Genomic DNA, 19,099 nt, shown 5'->3' on the forward strand with positions numbered 1-19,099 from the left:
CGCCACGCAGTACAAGAAACAGCAAAAAAGGGTCCCGCCCGGCAACTGCCAGGCGGGACCTCTTCTTTGCCTGGTCAGTGCTCCCGGCGCAGCAGCTGTGCTGAAACCTTTGCCGCAGACAGCTCGTCGAGCAACCACAAGGTTTTATTCCTGCCCTGGGCGCCGGAGGCTGGCACCTGAACCGTGTTGGCCCCGGCCAGGCCGAGCCCTACGGCTGCTGCCTTGTCGGCACCGGCTGCAACAATCCAGATTTCCGAGGCCGAGTTGATGGCCTCCAGTGTCAATGACACGCGCGACGGCGGCGGCTTGGGGGAGTTGCGCACACCCACCACGTTGCTTCCGGTGGCGCGGATGCCAGCCATGTCCGGGAAGAGCGATGCAATGTGGGCGTCGGGGCCAAGCCCCAACAGCAGTACGTCGAAGCGCGGAACGGTGGGTGGCTGCTCGGCGGAATCGTCGCTGTTTTCCCATTCATGCCGGGCAGCTTGTGCCAGTTCATCCACATACTGCTGGACAGCTTCTTCGAGGTCAGCGACGGTATCTGAAGCCGGCATGACATGAACCCGGGCGGGATCAACGTCAATGTGGTTCAGTAGTGCCTCCGCGGCCTGGCCGGCATTCCTGTCGGCGGAATCGGCGGGCACAAACCTGTCATCCCCAAACCAAAAGTTGACCTTGCTCCAATCAACTGCCAGGCGGGCAGGGGACTGAGCAATCTCACGCAGTGTTGCAATGCCAACACTGCCGCCGGTGAGAACCACCGTGGCTTCGCCGCGTTCGCTTTGAACGTCAAGCAGGCGGGTGATCAACCGGGCAGCCGTGGTTGCCGCCAAGACGTCGAAGGAAGGATGCTTGGTGATGCGAACGTTGGAGCTCATGACTGATCAGCCTTCTCTTTTGCGAACAACTCTTGCAGACCGAGGGTGACTACTTCACCAAATACCTCGTCAGGGTCCAAACGTCGCAGTTCTTCCGCAAGGCAGTCTTGCAACGAACGGCGCGGCAGTGAGATTTGCTGGTCGGGTTGTCCGGGCTGGGTCAGGAATGCGTCGATGGTGCCCGGGCGGGTCAACACAACACTGCCCTTGCTGCGTTCAATGACAACAGTGCGGATGCCTGTTCCGCTGGGATCCTCACGTACTTGGATGGGCACGTTGAGAGCCTTGTGCAGCCAGGAAGCCAACAGCAAAGTGCTGGGGGAGTCGCTGGCGCCTTCCACCTGCAGCCCTGTGATGGGGTCAGAGCCGTCATAGCTGTCCAACGTCGCCGCAAGTTGGATCCGCCAATTGGTCAGGCGTGTCCAGGCCAAGTCGGTATCGCCAGCCGCGTACGTTTCACCAATGTGCTTGAGTGCCTTGCGGGGATCGAGCGCATTGGCCGAGTCAGTAATGCGCCTGTGGGCGATGCGGCCCACGGGAGATTCGCTGGGCTTGGACGGTGCACCATGGGGCCACCAGGCAACGATGGGCGCATCAGGCAGGAGCAGTGCTGAGACCAGGGATTCATTCTCCGCAGCCAGTTCACCGTAACCGTGCAGCACAATCACCTCGGAGGCGCCGGCGTCGCCGCCCACACGGATTTCGCCGTCGAGGCGGGTTTCCGCGTGCGCGGATCCTGCCGCCAAGACAATGATCCGGCAGGGGTGTTCACGGCTGGCCAAGTTGGCTGCCTCAATGGCTTCCTCTTCCTTGCCACTTCGGGTGATGACAACAAGCGTCAAAACACGGCCCAGGGCAACTACGCCGCCCTGCTCGCGCAGTTTGACGATCTCCTTGGTGATCTTGGACGTTGTTGTGTCGGGGAGTTCAACTATCACGGTCTGCGCCACGTCCTTCCATCACGCTTCAACAGTTCATCTGACGACGCCGGACCCCAGCTGCCGGGTTCATAGGCTTCGGGCTGTTTACCTTCGGCGGCCCAGAATTCTTCGAACGGGTCAAGGATCTTCCACGACAGTTCAACTTCTTCGTGGCGGGGGAACAGCGGCGGCTCACCCAGCAAAACGTCAAGGATCAGGCGCTCGTACGCTTCGGGGCTTGACTCGGTGAAGGCATGTCCGTAGCCAAAGTCCATGGTGACGTCGCGGACTTCCATCTGCGTGCCGGGAACCTTGGAACCGAACCGGATGGTGACACCTTCATCAGGCTGCACGCGGATCACTACGGCGTTCTGGCCAAAGTCATCTTCCTGGTGGTCGGTGAACAACAGATTTGGTGCGCGCTTGAAGACAACGGCGATCTCCGTGACGCGCCTGCCCAAACGCTTGCCTGCGCGCAGGTAGAACGGCACCCCGGCCCATCGGCGTGTGTGGATGTCCAAGCGGATGGCGGCAAACGTTTCGGTGGTGGAATCGGCAGGAATGCCTTCTTCCTCCAGGTAGCCAAGAACATGCTCACCACCCTGCCAGCCGCCGGAGAATTGGCCGCGAGCAGAGTGATTGGAGAGATCCTCGGGAAGCTTGACGGCTGCCAGGACCTTTTCCTTCTCGGCACGCAGATGATCGGCGTCGAAAGAAATGGGTTCTTCCATGGCGGTCAGGGCGAGCAGTTGCAGGAGGTGGTTCTGGATGACGTCACGGGCAGCACCCACGCCGTCGTAATATCCAGCGCGACCGCCGGTGCCAATGTCCTCGGCCATGGTGATCTGCACGTGATCCACATAGTTGGCGTTCCACAACGGTTCAAAGAACTGGTTGGCAAAACGAAGCGCCAGAATATTCTGGACGGTTTCCTTGCCCAAGTAATGGTCGATCCTGAACACGGCGTCCTGGGGGAACACCTGCTCCACAATGTCATTGAGTGCACGGGCGGATTCGAGGTTGTGCCCAAAGGGCTTCTCGATGACCACGCGGCGCCAGCTCTCATCCGTACCCTGAGCCAGGCCGTGCTCGGACAGCTGGCGGCATACGAGTTCAAATGCCTTGGGCGGGATGGAGAGGTAAAAGGCGGTGTTGCCCCTGGTGCCCCGGGTTTGATCGAGTTCGGCCAAAGTGGTCTTCAAACGTTCAAAGCCGGCGTGGTCATCAAACTCGCCCTGGACAAAACGAATGCCCTCGCTGAGTTGGTTCCACACGTTCTCGTCAAAGGGGGTGCGGCAATGGGCCTGCACGGACGTCTTCACCTGGGCGGCGAAGTCGCTATCAGTCCAGGCACGGCGGCCAAACCCAACCAAAGCAAAACTAGGTGGCAGCAAACCGCGGTTTGCGAGGTCGTATACGGCGGGCATGAGCTTCTTGCGCGCCAAGTCACCGGTCACTCCAAAGAGCACCAGCGACGACGGTCCCGCAACCCGGGACAGTCGGCGGTCCCGACTGTCCCGGAGCGGGTTTTCATTTTGTGTTGCAGCGGAGGTGGGCATCTGTTGAGAAGTTACCTTATGCGTCGGAGTGCTGGCCAGCGAGTGTGGCCACCACAGTCTTGAGTTGTGCAACGCCAGTGGCCACGTCAGTCAAATGAAGCCGCAGAACCGGGCGTCCGTGATCAGCCAGCACGGTTGCGTCACCGGCAGCCTGAGCAGAAATCAGCTCCCCAAAACTAAACGGCCGTTCCGGAATTGCCAAATCCTGTTGCGCCGCTCCCGTAACCTGCAAGAACACTCCCACTGCGGGGCCGCCCTTGTGGAACTGGCCGGTGGAGTGCAGGAAGCGCGGTCCCCAGCCAAAGGTGACGGGGCGGTTGCTGACGGCAGCGAGATCGTTGCGAACATCAGCCAGCGGTGCATTGGCCAAGCGGTCCAGGTAGACCTGCACGCTAAGGTAGCCGTCGGCCGCCAGGGTGCCGAGCAGGGCAGTGATGGCCTGCTCCACCGTGCCAGCGCCAGCCAGCCATTCGGCGTCGTGGTTGGCGGTGCGAACCTCAATGGCACCATCGGTGAACAATGCCGGTGTTGGTGCCGGAGTGGCATCCAGCAGTCCGCGGGCAGCAGACTTGGCTGCCTCCACGTCCGGCTGATCAAAGGGGTTGATGCCGAGCAGACGACCGGCGACGGCTGTGGCAAATTCCCACACCATCATCTGGGCGCCCAGGTCCCCGGCGATGCTGACCTCATTTTCGCCAAGTTCGACGTCGGAGTCCCCGGCTACCAGCCGCACCACCAGAACGTCAGCGGCGCCCGAAACCACCTCGGGGGAGTTGGTGTCGGCCACGACCGGCAGAACACCAGTGCCCAGCTTGCCGGTGGACTCTGCAATGAGCTGTTCGGCCCAGTCGGCGAAACCGACAATGCCCGAGCCGTCCTCCACAATAACAATCTTGTTGCGTAAGGGGTTGGTGCCGCCCAGGGCAGCTGCCAGCCGCAGGCCAACATTGTCAACATCGTCGTCGCGAAGCATTTCGCCGGCTTCTTCAGCAGAATCCAGCAGCGCAGCAATGTCGGCACCGGCCAGGCCCGAGGGGACCAGGCCAAAGGCCGTCAAGCCTGAGTAGCGCCCGCCCACATTGGGGTCGGCATTGAAGACCTTGCGGTATCCGGCCTCACGGGCAAAACCGTCCAGGGGTGAGCCGGGGTCGGTGACAATGATGATGCGGGCCTTGGCATCAATGCCAGCGGCTGTGAATTCCGCTTCAAAGATGCGCCGCTGCGAGTCGGTTTCCAGGGTGGAGCCCGACTTCGAGGACACCACAATGGCAGTTGTTGCCAAGCGGTCGGAAACTGCTGCGCGCACCTGGTCCGGATCAGTGCTGTCCAGGACGGTGAGCTCAACGCCTGCGGTGGCCGTGATGACCTCCGGTGCCAGGGAGGAGCCGCCCATGCCGCACAGCACGATGTGGTTGACGCCCTCGGCCTGAAGTTCGGCGCGCAGGGCAGCGATCTGCTCAACGAGAGGTGCCGACACCTCGGCGGCTTCAACCCAGCCCAGACGAATGGCTGATTCGGTTTCCGCCTCGGGGCCCCACAGTGTGGCGTCCTTTGCGAAGAGACGCGAAGCCACCTGGTCCGCCACGAGGGTCAGCAGCTGCGTTTCCCCAGCTTCCTTGGCGGCGCCTGTGGCCGCAAATGCCAGTGATGTCATGGTGCTTAGCCCTCCGAGCCTGCAGCGTCCAAGGCTTCCTGGACGTGGTTCAGGAGGTCCTTCCAGCTGGCAACGAACTTGTCCAGGCCCTCGGTCTCCAGGATGCCCACAACGTCGTTGTAGGAGATGCCCAGGCCCTCGAGCTGGTTCAGCAGGGCGTTGGCCTCTTCGTACGTGCCGGTGATGGTGTCGCCCGTGACAACGCCGTGGTCAAAGGTTGCATCGAGGGTCTTCTCCGGCATGGTGTTGACCACGTTGACGGCTACCAGTTCGGTCACGTACAGGGTGTCCGGGTAGGCCGGGTTCTTGACACCCGTGGAAGCCCACAGGGGGCGCTGGGGGAGTGCTCCGGCGTCGGCCAGCAAAGCCCAGCGCTCGGAGGAGAAGACCTCTTCGAAGGCCTGGTAGGCCAGGCGTGCATTGGCAAGACCGGCCTTGCCCTTCAGGGAGGCAGCTTCCTCGGTGCCGATGGCGTCGAGGCGGTTGTCGATTTCCAAGTCAACGCGGGAAACGAAGAAGGAGGCCACGGAGTGAATGTCAGCCAGGTTGTGGCCGTTAGCCTTAGCCAGTTCCAAACCGCTCAGGAACGCGTTCATGACGGCGCGGTAGCGGTCCAGGGAGAAGATGAGGGTGACGTTGACGCTGATGCCTTCGCCCAAGGTGGAGGTGATGGCCGCCAGGCCCTCAAGGGTTGCCGGGATCTTGATGAGGACGTTCTTCTTGTCAACCTTGGCGTAGAGGCGCTTGGCTTCCTCGAAGGTTCCTGCGGTGTCCCAGGCCTTGCGCGGATCAACTTCGATGGAGACGCGGCCGTCAACGCCCTTGGTGGCGTCGGCGACGCCGGCGAAGATGTCGCAACCATCGGCGACATCCGCGGTGGTCAATTCAAAGACGGCTTCCTCGGCGGAAACGCCGGCTGCCGAGAACTTCTTCAGTTCAGCCTTATAGTCATCGCTCTTGGTGATGGCAGCTTCGAAGATGCTGGGGTTGGTGGTAACGCCAACAACGTTCTTTTCAGCGATCAAGGCAGTGAGGTTGCCACTGCTGATGCGGCTGCGGGAAAGGTCATCGAGCCAGATGGAGACGCCGGCTGCGGAAAGTGCTGCTGTGGGAGTTGAATGAGTCATTTTGCTACTTCCTTAAGATGAAGGCCCTGCCTCAAAGCACTGCGCAGGAGTATTGTTGCGGTTTCCTCGCCTCGCACGCCGCGGCGTGCGAGGCGAGGAAACCGGTGTGAAGACTAAGCGGCTGGCAGGAACCATCCCGTGGCTCCTGCCGGCCGGTACTGCTTAGAAGAGTGTTGCTTAGGAGTTGGCGGCAGCCAATGAGTCCTTGGCTGCTGCTGTGACGGCCTCGGTGGTGATGCCGAATTCCTTGAACAGGATCTTGTAATCAGCCGAAGCGCCGAAGTGCTCCAGTGAGATGGAACGGCCGGCGTCGCCAACAAACTCGCGCCAGCCCAAAGCCAAACCGGCTTCGACGGAGACGCGAGCCTTGACGGCGGAGGGCAGAACCTGCTCGCGGTACTCTGCAGGCTGGGCGTTGAACCACTCAACGCACGGCATGGAGACAACGCGGGTGGCGATGCCTTCGGCCTGCAATGCCTCGCGGGCCTCAACAGCCAGCTGCACCTCGGAGCCGGTGGCGATCAGGATGACAGCGGGGGTGACTACTGCGCCGTCGGACACGGACTCAGCCAAAACGTAACCGCCCTGGGCAACACCCTCGGCGGAACCGAACTCGGTTGCCGTGGCAGCACCGGCGCCGCGGGAGTACGTGGGAATGTTCTGACGTGTCAGCACAATACCGGCCGGGTTGCTGGTGGTTTCCAGGATCTTCTTCCAGGAGGCCGAAACCTCGTTGGAATCACCGGGGCGCACAACGTCCAGGCCCGGAATGGCGCGCAGGCTCGAGAGCTGCTCCACGGGCTGGTGGGTGGGACCGTCTTCGCCCAAACCGATGGAGTCGTGGGTCCACACGTAGATGGAGGGGACACCCATCAACGCGGAGAGGCGGATGGCCGGGCGCTGGTAGTCGCTGAAGATCAGGAACGTGCCGGAGAACGCACGGGTGGGGCCACCCAAGTGAATGCCGTTCACAATCGAGGCGGCGGCGTGCTCACGGATACCAAAGTGAAGGACACGGCCGTAGGGGCCACCTGACCAGGTGTCTGTCTGCTTGGAGGCAGGCACGAAGGATCCGGAGCCTTCAATGGTGGTGTTGTTGGAACCGGCCAGGTCACAGGAACCGCCCCAAAGCTCGGGCAGTACACCACCAATGGCGTTCAGGACCTTGCCGGAGGCAACGCGGGTGGAGACTTCCTTGCCGCCTTCAAAGACGGGCAGGTTTTCCTCCCAGTTGGCCGGGAGTTCCTTCTTCTCAATGCGCTCCAGAAGTGCTGCCGATTCCGGGTTCGCGTTCTGCCATGCCGAGAAGCCAACGTTCCACTCTTCACGGGCGTCGGCGCCACGGGCAACCAGCTCGCGGGCGTGGTCCAGGATGGCCGGATCAACCTCGAAGTTCTTTTCCGGGTCAAAGCCCAGAACTTCCTTCAGGGCCGCAACCTCTGCGCCACCCAGGGCTGAACCGTGGATTCCGCCGGTGTTCTGCTTCTTCGGGGACGGGAAGCCAATGATGGTGCGCAGGGAGATCAGTGAAGGCTTGGTGGTCTCAGCCTTTGCCGCGGCCAGGGCTGCGTGCAGTTCGGCAACGTCTTCAACGTAGTCGCCGGTCTTGGTCCAATCGACGCGCTGCACATGCCAGCCGTACGCTTCGTAGCGCTTGAGCACGTCTTCGGAGTAGGCAATGTTGGTGTCATCTTCAATGGAGATGTGGTTGGAGTCGTAGATGACAACCATGTTGCCAAGCTCCTGGTGGCCGGCAAGGCTGGAGGCCTCGCTGGTGACGCCTTCTTGCATGTCGCCGTCGGAGGCAATGACCCAGACGGTGTGATCGAACGGGCTGGTACCGGGAGCGGCGTCGGGGTCCATGAGACCGCGCATGCGGCGCTGGGAGTAGGCGAAGCCAACCGCCGAGGCCAGGCCCTGGCCAAGCGGGCCGGTGGTGATCTCCACACCGGCGGTGTGCTTGTACTCGGGGTGGCCCGGAGTCAGGGAACCCCAGGTGCGCAGGGCTTCGAGGTCAGAAAGTTCCAGGCCGTAACCGGACAGGAAAAGCTGTACATACAGCGTCAGGGAGGTGTGGCCCGGGGAAAGAATGAAACGGTCGCGACCAATCCAGTCAGGATTCTTGGGATCAATGCGCATGACCTTCTGGAACAACAAGTAAGCGGCAGGCGCCAGCGACATGGCTGTACCCGGGTGGCCGTTACCCACCTTCTCTACTGCGTCAGCGGCCAGAATTCGGGCAGTGTCCACTGCGCGCTGATCGTTGGCGGTCCAGGTGAATGTTGGCAAATCCAGATGTGACACTGACAGGTCCCTCTCGTTATGGGCAAAATAGTGCAGCTGCAGGGCAAGCGTGCGCGCCTAGGAATTTTAGACAATCTTTGGCTGCTGATTCAGGGCCCTGCCCTGGGGTATTTCTTTCAGCTATATCAAGCTTAGTCTCACGGGTGCCGTGAGTGGCTTGATCACACGCAGTCAGGCGATTCTAAAGTTACACGACTCCCGCCCACATCCGTGATTGGTTTTCACATGTTGAGAACTCGGAAGCGCACACTTGACTTTACGGATTTTCGCTCTCTGAGGGTTCGGACGGCTATTATAGGGATAGCTTTGCCTTCCGTGCACTTGTTGCGTCGGACGGTGAAGCCACAGCGCCGAATCAACAATGAAAACATGGTGACAGTACACGTGAGTGCAATGCATACCCCCACCACCGAAACCCCAGCCAAGGTTGCAGTGGGTTTTGCTGAAAAGGCCAAGGGATATTTGGCTCTGACCAAGCCCCGGGTTGTGGAACTCCTGCTGGTGACCACCTTGCCCACCATGTTTTATGCGCACGGCTTCAGCGGCAAGAGCGGCGTACCCAGCCTTTGGCTCATGGTGGCCACCATGGTTGGCGGGGCGTTGGCAGCAGGCGCGTCCGGCGCCTTCAATTGTTACATTGACCGCGACATTGACAAGATCATGAACCGCACCTCCAAGCGCCCCTTGGTGACCGGCGTGATTACTCCCCGTGAAGCACTAGTGTTCTCCTGGATCCTGACAGTTCTGGCTGTGGTCCTGCTGTGGAGCATCAACCCGCTGACAGGCATCCTGGGCATTGGCGCCATCTTCTTGTACGTGGTTGTCTACTCACTGATCCTCAAGCGCCGCACATCCCAGAACATCGTGTGGGGCGGGGCAGCAGGGTGCATGCCGGTACTGATTGCCTGGGCGGCTGTAACAAATACTGTGCAGTGGCCCGCCGTGATCTTGTTCATGATCATCTTCTTGTGGACGCCCCCGCACTACTGGCCGTTGTCCATGCGCTACAGCGACGACTACAACGCAGTCAACGTTCCCATGCTCGGCGCGGTTGCCGGGTCGCGCACGGTTGCCGTTCAGGTGGTGCTCTACACCTGGGCCATGGTGGCTTGTTCACTGCTCATGATCCCGCTGGGCGGCGCCGGCATTGTCTACACCGTGACCACGGCGGTTGCCGGCATCTGGTTCCTGCTTGAAGCGCACAAGTTGTACAGCAACTCCAAGAAGAACCTGGTGACCAAGAAGAACGCCATGAAGGTCTTCCACGCCTCCATCACCTACCTGACACTGGTCTTCCTGTCCTTGGCCGTGGATCCCTTTGTCGGCTCAGCCCTGATGGGCTAGTCTTCCTTTTTGAAGTACGACGGCGGGCCCGCACCTTTGAGAGTAAAGGTGCGGGCCCGCCGTCGTACCGGCCGTTCACTCACAGTTTCCACCCCGGACCCCTCATGTTGCCGCCCCAGCCAGCTGGGTTCTCTACTGTCGTGGTGCAACTGCGGCCCAAACAGGCGCTGCATCACCCTTTGAGAGGCAGCAATGACGGCAAGCATCAACCAGGCAAAACTCAGCCGGAGGGCGGCCTTGGCTGCCGCGGGAACACTGGGCGCCCTGGGAATCACCGTGGCGGCGGGAGCCGAGAGCAAGGCAGCGCCGGGGGCCAAGCCACCCAAGCCGAGCCTCGCGTTCCGGCCCAATGGTACGTTCAAGATTGTCCAGTTCAATGACACCCAGGACGACGAACGCACCGACCGCCGCACCATAGAGCTCATGGAGCGGACCCTTGATGCGGAGAAGCCCGATTTTGTTGTCATCAATGGTGACGTGATCACCGGGGGATGCGACACCGAGCTGGAGGTTAAGCAAGCCCTGAACCATGTGGTGCTGCCCATGGAGAATCGCAAGATTACGTGGGCTGTGACCTTCGGCAACCATGACGAAGACTCCCTGGCACGCACGGGGATGACGGAAGCTAAGATGCTGGCCTTCCTGCAGAGCTACGCGTTCAACGTCAACGCCGACTCCACCCCGGGCCTCACGGGAACCTCCAACACGCAGTTGCTCATCAAGTCCGCCACCTCCAAGGCGCCGGCCTTCGGCCTGTGGCTCATCGACACTGGCCGGTACGCTCCCGGCGCCATCGATGGACAGAGCTTTGAGGGCTACCCCACGTGGGACTGGGTGCGCATGGACCAGGTCAACTGGTACCGCGAGATGTCCATTGCCACGGAGCGCAAGTACGGCCAGAAGGTGCCCTCGTTGATGTGGGGCCACATTGCTCTCCACGAACACCGCAACATGTGGTTTGCCAGCATTGACTCCCGCAACGACTCAGACCATGCCCGGGCGCTCACCCGTCACAGCATCGTCGGGGAGCGCAACGAGGATGAGTGCCCCGGCCCCATCAACTCCGGATTGTTCAACGCGTTCCTGGAGCGCGGGGATGTGAAGGGCTACTTTGTGGGTCACGACCACGTCAACACCTATGTGGGCAACTACTACGGCGTGCAGCTCGGCTACGCACCCGGCACAGGATTCGGGGCCTATGGGCTGCCCGGTGCCGAGCGGAACCGCCTGCGCGGCGCGCGCGTGTTTGAGTTGGATGAGAACCACCCCGGCATCTACAAGGACACCCGAGTTGTCTTTGCCAAGGACTTCGGGATTGATCTCACGGCAAATGACCAGCCGATTGAGCCGCTGCCGTTGGGCCCCGGCCAGAGCTAGCCCCAATAGTCGGACGGTAAGGCCCGCGGCGCACGTCTGCCGCGGGCCTTACTCATTTATCCCTCTTTGACGTACCGTGGTGCCATGAACACGTGGAGTGATCAAGCGTCAGTGGTGGAATTCCCTGATGGCCGGCGCATACGCGGAGCAAGTCTGCGCGAGTCCCGCCGAACAACCGAACATTCAGACTTCACTGTCTACTTGCTGGGCCGCGCCCCCAGCCACCCATTGGGGGATTACCACTGGGTGAAGTGGCGGGACTTCGGCGTGCCGGCGTCGAGCGCGGATGCTGTTGGTACGTTGCAGGAGGCGTTCGAGCGGTCTACGGGGGAGAGGGTTGAGATTGTCTGCCGTGGCGGTGTCGGGAGAACCGGCACGGCTCTTGCACTGCTGGCCATGATGGCCGGAATTGCCGGTACCGACGCGATGGACTGGGTTCGGGAGCACTATCACCCGCACGCCGTCGAGACCCCCGGTCAGCGGCGATGGTTGCGCCAGGTCGCAACATTGCTCTGACGCTTCTGTGAAGAGCCGGAATGGTCCGTGGCTGTCTGGGCGGGGTTCGACGTCGTTCCACACCATGGAAGGGCGGAAGCTGTTGCGCGCCATGGCCGCCACGGCAAAGGACGCCTCAGCGTATCCAAGGTTGGACAGCTGCCCGGCCCGGGTGGCGGCGGACCACGGACCCTTGGAGCCATAGCTCACCCACTGACTGCCCAGACAAGGGATTTCCGTATACGGCAGGCCCCTGGTCAACCCGGGCACCACGAGTTGGGTGCTGGTGGTTGGCAGTGGCACACGGGGCCGGCGACTATGATGCGCCGCGCTCCTGAGCCGCTCTGATAGCTTCTTCACATGCAAGCATTTCGACATGTATTGGTGGTCATCCTGGTTGCTGCCGTAGCTTATGTGTACTTTGTTGACCTGCCGTTGGGGGCGAAGTTCGTCATCCTTGCATGGCCTGTGTCATCCGTGGCCATCAACGAACGCCAGCTTCACAAGCAACGCGCGGCGGCTGCGGAACAGGCCGCTCGTGCCACACGCTCATTGCCGGATCAAGTCCTGCACGCCTACCGTGAGCGCACATAGCTGCGCCTTGAAAGTGCTGTCCACCGCCAGGACCCGTCTGGCTACAGCGCCGTCGGGTGATTGAGTCAGCCAGCTGACCAGCAGGAAAATGGACACGTCGGTTCAGACGGAACCCACCGGGATGAATCCACCGAGCTATGGCTGGATGGAAAGAATAGCCGCCCCGTGTAACTGGCGGCAGTCATCCGGGATGTGGTTGATACCAAGGCCAGGGAGCCTTGCTTGCGAGCGGGATGTGGTGATCCTGTGCCAAATCCGAGCAAAAGCCTGTGAGCAGACGGAATTAGCCCACCTCTTCACAGCTCAGGGTGCCATTCAATGCGTACCGTAGACAATAGTGTGTCTCACACAGTAATGTATTCAGCATGAACGATACCGGCGCTCTCGACACACATCTGCAGGAGTTGCGCCGCGGAACAGTGGTGCTCGCATGCCTGCAGCTGTTGCGCACGGCCGAATACGGCTACAAACTGCTCGAGGAGCTTGCCGTACGCGGCTTTGCTGTCGACGCCAACACCCTCTATCCGCTGCTGCGCCGGCTGGAGAAGCAAGGGTTTCTCACCAGCGAATGGAACACAGAGGAGGCAAGGCCGCGGAAGTTTTACCACACTTCGTCTGATGGCATGCGGCTCGCCGACACTCTCACCAACGAATGGCTCGCGCTCACCTCAGTGATAGCCGCCTTGACCACAGAGGAGATTTGAGATGACTGCCACGCTCACTGAACGCTATATAGCTGCCACGATTAAGAGCCTGCCGCCGGAATCGGAAATGGATGTTCGAGCTGAACTCGAGGCCTCCATTGCGGATGCCATTGAGGCCCGCATTGAAGAGGGGGAGGGGCGCGCGGATGCTGAACGCGCCGTGTTGACCGAACTCGGCGATCCTGGTGCCCTCGCCGCCGGATTTGCCGATCGCGCCCTGCACTTGATTGGACCCCGGTACTACCTCACATGGTGGCGGTTGCTAAAACTCTTGCTTGCCATAATTCCGGCCACAGCCGTCATCGGTGTGGTCATTGCCCAGTCATTGGCTCAAGCGCCCATGGGCGAGATCATCGGCCAAGCAGTGGGGGTGGGCATCTCCACGGTAATGCACGTGGCCTTCTGGGTGACCGTGGTCTTCGCCATCCTAGAGCGCACCGGCGCTGATACGGGAGTCCGGTGGGACGTTGACCAGCTGCCGGAGCCGAAATCGGCAGGCGTGGGGCGGGGTGAAGTGGTGGCTTCGCTGCTATTCCTCGCTGTATCGGCAGGTGCGCTGCTCTGGGATCGGTTCCAGGGTTTCCTCCGCCCGAATGGCGAACCGCTGCCGATCATGAATCCGGATCTGTGGCCATGGTCGATCAGCGGGCTGTTCCTACTGATCGCCGCCGAAGCAGCCCTTGCCGTCTCGGTCTATTTCACGGGACGCTGGACAACGGGACTGGCCATCGTCAACACCGTGCTGGCGGTGCTTTTCGTCAGTCTGGCGGTGTCCTTGTTGGCCAGGGGAGAACTAATCAACCCGGAAGCAATCGCCTACGCCTTGAGCAACGGCGTGGACGCAGACGCACAGCGGACCCTTGCATTGATCACCGGCTTCTCCATTGTTGCCATCGCAACCTGGGACGCGATTGATGGCTGGCGCAAGGCCGCTCACGGGAAGCACTGATGGCCACCATGTTTGATGTCGTGTCCCGGGTGCGTACGAGCTGCTGTGGGAGTGCGACGGAGTAGTCCATGATTTTGGAAGCCTTCACCTTGACCGGTAAGAACTTTCACCACAATCAAAAAGCGCCAGCAAACAGAGGACCAGAGGCAGGGGCCCGCGCCCAGGGCGGACCTTGCGCGGAGAATGCCGTCACGCCCGGAACAGGGCTGGGTGAGGGGTGCCCCAACGACCCGGGCGGCTATATAAGCCACGCCGAGATGCGCCACGGCAACGGGGGAGAGGCGACTCCCGGCCACGGACTCGGAAGGGGCACGTCTGGACGTTCGGCCACTCCTTTCGTGACGTTCCAGTATGGCAATGGCACAAGGAATGAGCTCCCTGTGCCGGGACGCTCCGTTGATTTCTGCTGTGGCAGGTGTCCTACATTTCGCGACGGTTGGCACCTTGTTGAAGATCTGAGCGAGGTTGGCGCCTTCAGTCAAGGAGCACGTGCACAGGCATGAACTTGGATGGTCCTCCGCATTGGGGTCCGTAGGGTTGCTCCCCGTTTGATTCCGTTTCTATGGGCAGGGTACGGGAGATACGGTCACCGGAAAGGCCAGCTCCACATCACCTACATATGAGTATCCGATTGCTGGACATGCCCGATTGACGCCAGGTATCAGTCCTGCCAGGGCGGCAATAGCTTGCGCTGAGGCTAGAGCACCGACGGCAAGCATGACAATGAATTGGGCCTTCATAAAGTGAGCCTAACCCGATACTCAGTATCATTCTCGTTCAGTGGCATCGGATGCTGTCAGTTCAACCGCCCACAGAAGGAACGTTGACCGGGCACGTTGATGGGTTGTCAGCCTCAAGACCTCGTCATCGACAGGGGCTGACCCTTCAACTACGTGGCAGGGGCTATAGTTGAAAGCTGCAATGGCAAGCGGTTGCAGTTGTATTTTCGCCATTTATTGTTGACTGGGTTCAGTACTTATGGACTTTACCCACTAGTGAATCCTCAATTGTGGTTGCGTGAGATCTATACGGGCAACCGGTTGTCATAAATTTTGTATCGCAAGTAACCTGCAAGGATCTGATCGTTGCGGCACTGTTGTCCGGCACTGACGGCCTCGGAGGATGCGGACAATTTCTTAGTCACTTCGACCTGCCTCTTGGAGAACACCTTGATTCTGCTGCACACCAGCCACCACCTCGGATGCGACGTTCATCGAGTTAGGCAAGCGAAAAACTCGTCTCGGCCGGTAGCGCAGGGGCTTGTCATGGTCCTCCCGGTGGTCTGCTGATATGGCCTCGACCGTGGGCACCACAGCTGTTCCGCAACTTAAGTCTCCGGTTCGCGTACTGGCCGTGGGCGTCCCGTTGGCCGTGGCTGCTGGCTTGACCTTGCCGATCCAGGCTCGGATCAACGGTGAGTTGGGTGTGCGACTGCATGATCCGCTGCTGGCGGGGTTGTTCAGCTTCGGGGGAGCAGCATTGGTCATGGCAGTTGCTACGCTGGTCATTCCCAGCGGTCGCGCGGCATTCGCCCAACTCCTTGCGGATACTCGAAAGCGGAAGGTGCCGTGGTATTTTCATGCGGCCGGTTTGATCGGCGCCTACTTCATCTTTGCGCAGACCAGCTACGTCGCAAGCATAGGAATTGCGATCTATACGGTGGCCGTGGTGACCGGCCAGACGGTCAGCGGGCTCGCTGTGGACCGGATTGGTTTAGGCCCCGGCGGTAAGCGAGCCATCACGGCACTGCGGGTGCTTGGTGTCCTGCTCACAGTTTGCGCGGTGTTCTGGGCCGTGTCGCCGCGGATTTCCGGAACGCCGAACCCCGCCGCCATGCTGCTCCCACTGGCGCTGGTTGTCCTGGCGGGGGTGCTGATGACCTTTCAGCACGCAGTTAACGGCAGGATTGCCGCACAGGTCCGTTCGCCAATACCGGGGACTCTGATCAACTATGCGGTCGGAACTGTCGCGCTGGGGCTAATCTGGATTCTCAAATTGGCCTTCACCGGGGGGCAGCCCACATTGCCGACTGATCCGTGGTTGTATGCAGGCGGAGTGTTGGGCTGTATCAACCTGGTGCTCAGTGCACTGCTGATCCGGCGTATTGGGGTGCTGCTGACCGGATTGAGCATGATCGCCGGGCAGCTGATCGGTGCCCTCTTGATGGACTGGCTGTTGCCGGTTGCCGGCAGTGTCATCTATCTGCAAACCGTGCTCGGCACCTTGCTCACACTGGCCGCAATCGTCGTGGCCGCCCTGCCAGGATCGACCCTGCGCCTGTTCTGGCGGCGTGGACACAAACAGCGGTGAAGCATGCGCCTTAAGAATTCCACGGATACAGTCCCTATGTCCGATATGGCGTTGATTTGTGGTGCACCAACAGAGGCCCGCGAATTTACGTTGGCCCTTGAACGCAGCGTGGGCACGAATGGGCTGGGCATGCTCCAACGGGATCATCCTCCAGTCACCAGTCACCAGTCACCAGTCAGCAGTCAGCCAGTTGGGAGGTTGCTGAGGTGCTAGTGGATTGCTCCCTGGACATCAGGGTGCCTGCTGGGGCATGGTGCCCAGCGAGAGCGTCGGACGCCGCGATTGAGGGTCCTATAGCGTGAATCTTTGTACCGGCCACGGTTCAGCTGAGTCAGCTAACGTGAGACGTACTAGGCCAATGCTTCAACTAAGTTGGGATTGCTGTCACGTCTCATTTAGGTTGGACCATGAAAAGCGCGGAAGCTAGCGGAATGGTCCGACTGTAGAGATTCGAATGTGCTGCAGTTGTCTCACTACAGTCGGACCGAAACCTCAAATACTGCCTCAACGTGCAGCGTGTCCGGTTGATTCGTGTCCGGGCGCCGGGTGTTCCGTAAGGGGAACCCTTTGCAGGCCGCTGATTCATTGACGTGGCTGAATTTCGTGCTTGGTCATTGCCGATAATTGTTGACAGGTGCCATGGTTCGTGGCGAGCATGGGGCATGAGGCCAAAGCGAGAGGCGCGGTTCAGGATTGGCGCTGCCCTCGTGATGGCGTTGCTGTCATTGTCTACACTGGTCTTGTTGCTTGTCTTGCCGAAGTCCGGCGGTGATACGGCCGTGGGCGTGGTCGTTGGGATGCTGTTGTCGGGGCTGTGATCGCTAGGGCCATCGTTTTTCTCCGTGGCGACTATTTTGCCGTGAAATGGGTGCGCCGCACCTCGCGCTTCCTTTACGCCGTCGTCGGTGCCGTCATTTTTATAGCGGTGGCCATACAATTCTTCGAACCCCGCGCAGGTTTTGCGTACTACCCGGCATTCGCTGGCCTGTTCCTGGGGAATCTCTTCCGGGAAGAACAGCAGCCCCCTGTCAATCAAGGAACTCGATTGCCGACGCGGCGATCCATGATTGTCGTGGCAATGGTTCTCTGTGTGGCAGCGATTGGTGCCACGGTCTGGACAGTGCTGGCCATTCTTGCCGACGCTGGCACCCTAGTGAATTCTTTGATTTTTGCCTCAACGCTTTTGTGGGCGGGCGGATTCTTGGCCGTCGCGAGACTTGACGGACTGTACTTGGCCCCGCGACGGGCCCAAAACAGACAGTAAGTTCCAGGTCTTCATCTGGAGCAGTTCCACGACTGCTTTCCAGGATACTGAAGGGGTAGCGGCTGACGGGTGGTGCCATCATGGATTATTGGCCGGCGATCGTTGGACCCGCCATGGCGGTCATCCTTCTTTTGGAACGGACGAAACGCCGGAGGGGCAGTCAAGATCTTCGCCTTGGCCCACACCGGGCGATACTTCCAGGCAACTGGTCTGCCAACCTATCAGGGGCGCCATAAGCCGAACGTTCTACGGGACACGGGGTGACCAAAAGCTGATTCATCGGCAGGCAGTCAGCGTTCGTAGACGTTGCTGCGATGGCCAAGCGTGATCACTGCTACAACTAGGATGTTGTCGTCAACCGTGTAGACGATGCGGTAGTCCCCTATGCGAACTCTGAGACCGGGACGCCCCTGGAGGGCCTTGGCGCCTGGAGGTCGTGGATCCTCACCGAGGAGCGCGATCGCTCCACGAATGCGGTCGCGATCCTGATGGTCAATGCGGTTCAACGCTCGAACTGCGGCAGGACGCAACTCGACTTGGTAGGTCACACCCAGCCCAGATCTGCTTTCACTTGAGCCCAAGGGATATTGGGGCCCTCCTCTGCCATCGCCTCATCGAATGCGGTGACATCTTCGGCATCTTCCAGAGCTTCAAGCATCTGCTCGTAGCGCTCAGGACTGACCACCACGGCGGCGCGATGACCGCGGCGCTCGATGAACACCGCTTCGGTCTTCGAGCGATCGATGACGTCTGAAAAATGGTTGCGTGCGTCTGCGACGCTGACAGTGGACATATTCAAATTGTACATCCAGCATTTTGAAATGTACATGAAATAGGTTCCGTGAAAGGAAAGTCACGCTGATCGCGATACCCACTGAAGGAACCCTCTGCGGTACATTTTTTGCCTTGAGGAGAGTGTGTGCTCGGGATAGTGTGGCGGTGGCCAGAGTGAGCCACCCACCCACGTCTTAAACTGTGAATGTGAGCATGGACGAAGGCGTTTCCTTCAGACGTAGGGTTACCGATTTTCTCGGCCTGACCGACAGCCCTCGCCGCCAGGCCAAAATACTTGAGAATTCGACCTCGACTGAATTGCTAATTCGGGCAGTAGTCGCATCTGCTTTCGTGGCTCTCTATACCGTTGTCATATTCGTTGAACACGGCAGAGGGTTCACCTGGTTTCTGCTCGCGGACTTATTTTTCGCAGGTGGCGCAGCCATGGCCTGGGTTCGTTGGGGCCGCTACCGAAATCGCTGGACGCGCTGAATGGCGAGGTTCGCTCTGATTTCGGATTGAGAGTGGCGGCATTCGTGTCGCGTAAGTCGAACCCCTACTGGGAAGAGTTTCCGCTCGCATCTCGAATTGGATGCGCTATTCTCTGAGCCAACATCACCTGGCGGTCATTCAACGAGCGTGACTGGGCTGGCTCTCTAGGTGCGTCGTTCGTCCAATGGTTGGCGATCGGCCTGTCGGTCACCAGCAGCATCCAAGTGGCGCATCACGAGAGCGGCCGAAACAAGAGCCGCTGAAAAGGCCAAGCAAGCGAAGAGAGTGAGCAAATAGATCTGCGTCAACCCGGACGAGAAGCTGGTAGTGCCGCTAAAAGTGACGGTACCGAAG

The 19,099-nt window shown here is 60.3% G+C and carries 17 protein-coding genes; 9 read left to right on the forward strand and 8 right to left on the reverse strand.

Annotated features, from left to right (window positions below; genetic code table 11):
• Positions 1–74: 74 nt before the first annotated feature.
• The 6 genes from pgl to tkt all read right to left on the reverse strand — a co-directional run bounded on the left by pgl (position 75) and on the right by tkt (position 8,442).
• The gene (gene pgl / locus CVS28_RS16730) at positions 75–878 is read right to left on the reverse strand and encodes a 6-phosphogluconolactonase (protein ID WP_103466842.1); all 804 of its coding nucleotides are present in this window, start codon (positions 876–878) and stop codon (positions 75–77) included.
• Entirely contained in the window at positions 875–1,816 is a 942-nt protein-coding gene (locus CVS28_RS16735) for a glucose-6-phosphate dehydrogenase assembly protein OpcA (RefSeq protein ID WP_103466897.1), read from the reverse strand. Before CVS28_RS16735 ends, pgl begins: the two co-directional genes overlap by 4 nt.
• Entirely contained in the window at positions 1,813–3,357 is a 1,545-nt protein-coding gene (zwf, locus tag CVS28_RS16740; RefSeq protein ID WP_103466843.1) for a glucose-6-phosphate dehydrogenase, read from the reverse strand. Before zwf ends, CVS28_RS16735 begins: the two co-directional genes overlap by 4 nt.
• 16 nt (positions 3,358–3,373) lie before the next feature.
• On the reverse strand, positions 3,374–5,011 hold the full coding sequence (locus CVS28_RS16745) for a glucose-6-phosphate isomerase (RefSeq protein WP_103482212.1): 1,638 nt from the start codon (positions 5,009–5,011) through the stop codon (positions 3,374–3,376).
• 5 nt (positions 5,012–5,016) lie between these two features.
• A complete protein-coding gene (gene tal, locus CVS28_RS16750) occupies positions 5,017–6,138 on the reverse strand; it encodes a transaldolase (RefSeq protein ID WP_103482213.1) in 1,122 nt (373 codons plus the stop codon).
• Between the two features lie 177 nt (positions 6,139–6,315).
• Positions 6,316–8,442 (reverse strand): transketolase, encoded by a 2,127-nt coding sequence (tkt, locus tag CVS28_RS16755; RefSeq protein ID WP_243399942.1) that lies wholly within the window; start codon positions 8,440–8,442, stop codon positions 6,316–6,318.
• Positions 8,443–8,814: 372 nt separating this feature from the next.
• Here tkt and CVS28_RS16760 point away from each other — a divergent pair, with 372 nt between their 5' ends.
• The 8 genes from CVS28_RS16760 to CVS28_RS16805 all read left to right on the forward strand — a co-directional run bounded on the left by CVS28_RS16760 (position 8,815) and on the right by CVS28_RS16805 (position 17,479).
• Positions 8,815–9,786, forward strand: coding sequence for a heme o synthase (locus tag CVS28_RS16760; protein WP_370739523.1), 972 nt, complete (start codon positions 8,815–8,817; stop codon positions 9,784–9,786).
• Between the two features lie 192 nt (positions 9,787–9,978).
• Positions 9,979–11,163: a metallophosphoesterase family protein gene (locus CVS28_RS16765; RefSeq protein WP_103482214.1), complete on the forward strand. Its 1,185-nt coding sequence runs from the start codon at positions 9,979–9,981 to the stop codon at positions 11,161–11,163.
• 84 nt (positions 11,164–11,247) lie between these two features.
• Positions 11,248–11,679 (forward strand): protein-tyrosine phosphatase family protein, encoded by a 432-nt coding sequence (locus tag CVS28_RS16770; RefSeq protein ID WP_103466848.1) that lies wholly within the window; start codon positions 11,248–11,250, stop codon positions 11,677–11,679.
• A 339-nt stretch (positions 11,680–12,018) separates the two neighbouring features.
• Complete coding sequence (locus CVS28_RS16780) at positions 12,019–12,252, forward strand: hypothetical protein (protein ID WP_133159177.1); 234 nt, start codon at positions 12,019–12,021, stop codon at positions 12,250–12,252.
• Positions 12,253–12,617: 365 nt separating this feature from the next.
• Positions 12,618–12,956: a PadR family transcriptional regulator gene (locus CVS28_RS16790; protein WP_103482215.1), complete on the forward strand. Its 339-nt coding sequence runs from the start codon at positions 12,618–12,620 to the stop codon at positions 12,954–12,956.
• 1 nt (position 12,957) lies between these two features.
• Positions 12,958–13,905, forward strand: coding sequence for a permease prefix domain 1-containing protein (locus CVS28_RS16795; RefSeq protein ID WP_103482216.1), 948 nt, complete (start codon positions 12,958–12,960; stop codon positions 13,903–13,905).
• Between the two features lie 1,290 nt (positions 13,906–15,195).
• A complete protein-coding gene (locus tag CVS28_RS16800; protein ID WP_103466852.1) occupies positions 15,196–16,215 on the forward strand; it encodes a DMT family transporter in 1,020 nt (339 codons plus the stop codon).
• A gap of 859 nt (positions 16,216–17,074) precedes the next feature.
• Entirely contained in the window at positions 17,075–17,479 is a 405-nt protein-coding gene (locus CVS28_RS16805; RefSeq protein ID WP_165788187.1) for a hypothetical protein, read from the forward strand.
• Between the two features lie 290 nt (positions 17,480–17,769).
• Here CVS28_RS16805 and CVS28_RS16810 read toward each other — a convergent pair whose 3' ends face one another.
• Positions 17,770–18,027: a type II toxin-antitoxin system RelE family toxin gene (locus CVS28_RS16810; RefSeq protein ID WP_103482217.1), complete on the reverse strand. Its 258-nt coding sequence runs from the start codon at positions 18,025–18,027 to the stop codon at positions 17,770–17,772.
• The gene (locus CVS28_RS16815) at positions 18,024–18,272 is read right to left on the reverse strand and encodes a type II toxin-antitoxin system Phd/YefM family antitoxin (RefSeq protein ID WP_103482246.1); all 249 of its coding nucleotides are present in this window, start codon (positions 18,270–18,272) and stop codon (positions 18,024–18,026) included. The genes CVS28_RS16810 and CVS28_RS16815 overlap by 4 nt, the downstream gene beginning before the upstream one ends.
• A 188-nt stretch (positions 18,273–18,460) precedes the next feature.
• Here CVS28_RS16815 and CVS28_RS19510 point away from each other — a divergent pair, with 188 nt between their 5' ends.
• A complete protein-coding gene (locus tag CVS28_RS19510) occupies positions 18,461–18,745 on the forward strand; it encodes a hypothetical protein (protein WP_133159178.1) in 285 nt (94 codons plus the stop codon).
• The last annotated feature ends 354 nt before the right edge of the window (positions 18,746–19,099 follow it).

It is taken from the genome of Arthrobacter glacialis, assembly GCF_002909415.1.
Lineage (GTDB): Bacteria > Actinomycetota > Actinomycetes > Actinomycetales > Micrococcaceae > Specibacter > Specibacter glacialis.

Excerpts from the sequence above, each read along its gene's own strand:
- pgl (WP_103466842.1), bottom strand. The coding sequence starts at position 878 with ATGAGCTCCAACGTTCGCATCACCAAGCATCCTTCCTTCGACGTCTTG.
- zwf (WP_103466843.1), bottom strand. The coding sequence starts at position 3,357 with ATGCCCACCTCCGCTGCAACACAAAATGAAAACCCGCTCCGGGACAGT.
- CVS28_RS16745 (WP_103482212.1), bottom strand. The coding sequence starts at position 5,011 with ATGACATCACTGGCATTTGCGGCCACAGGCGCCGCCAAGGAAGCTGGG.
- tal (WP_103482213.1), bottom strand. The coding sequence starts at position 6,138 with ATGACTCATTCAACTCCCACAGCAGCACTTTCCGCAGCCGGCGTCTCC.
- CVS28_RS16765 (WP_103482214.1), top strand. The coding sequence starts at position 9,979 with ATGACGGCAAGCATCAACCAGGCAAAACTCAGCCGGAGGGCGGCCTTG.
- CVS28_RS16770 (WP_103466848.1), top strand. The coding sequence starts at position 11,248 with ATGAACACGTGGAGTGATCAAGCGTCAGTGGTGGAATTCCCTGATGGC.
- CVS28_RS16780 (WP_133159177.1), top strand. The coding sequence starts at position 12,019 with ATGCAAGCATTTCGACATGTATTGGTGGTCATCCTGGTTGCTGCCGTA.
- CVS28_RS16790 (WP_103482215.1), top strand. The coding sequence starts at position 12,618 with ATGAACGATACCGGCGCTCTCGACACACATCTGCAGGAGTTGCGCCGC.
- CVS28_RS16795 (WP_103482216.1), top strand. The coding sequence starts at position 12,958 with ATGACTGCCACGCTCACTGAACGCTATATAGCTGCCACGATTAAGAGC.
- CVS28_RS16800 (WP_103466852.1), top strand. The coding sequence starts at position 15,196 with ATGGCCTCGACCGTGGGCACCACAGCTGTTCCGCAACTTAAGTCTCCG.
- CVS28_RS16815 (WP_103482246.1), bottom strand. The coding sequence starts at position 18,272 with ATGTCCACTGTCAGCGTCGCAGACGCACGCAACCATTTTTCAGACGTC.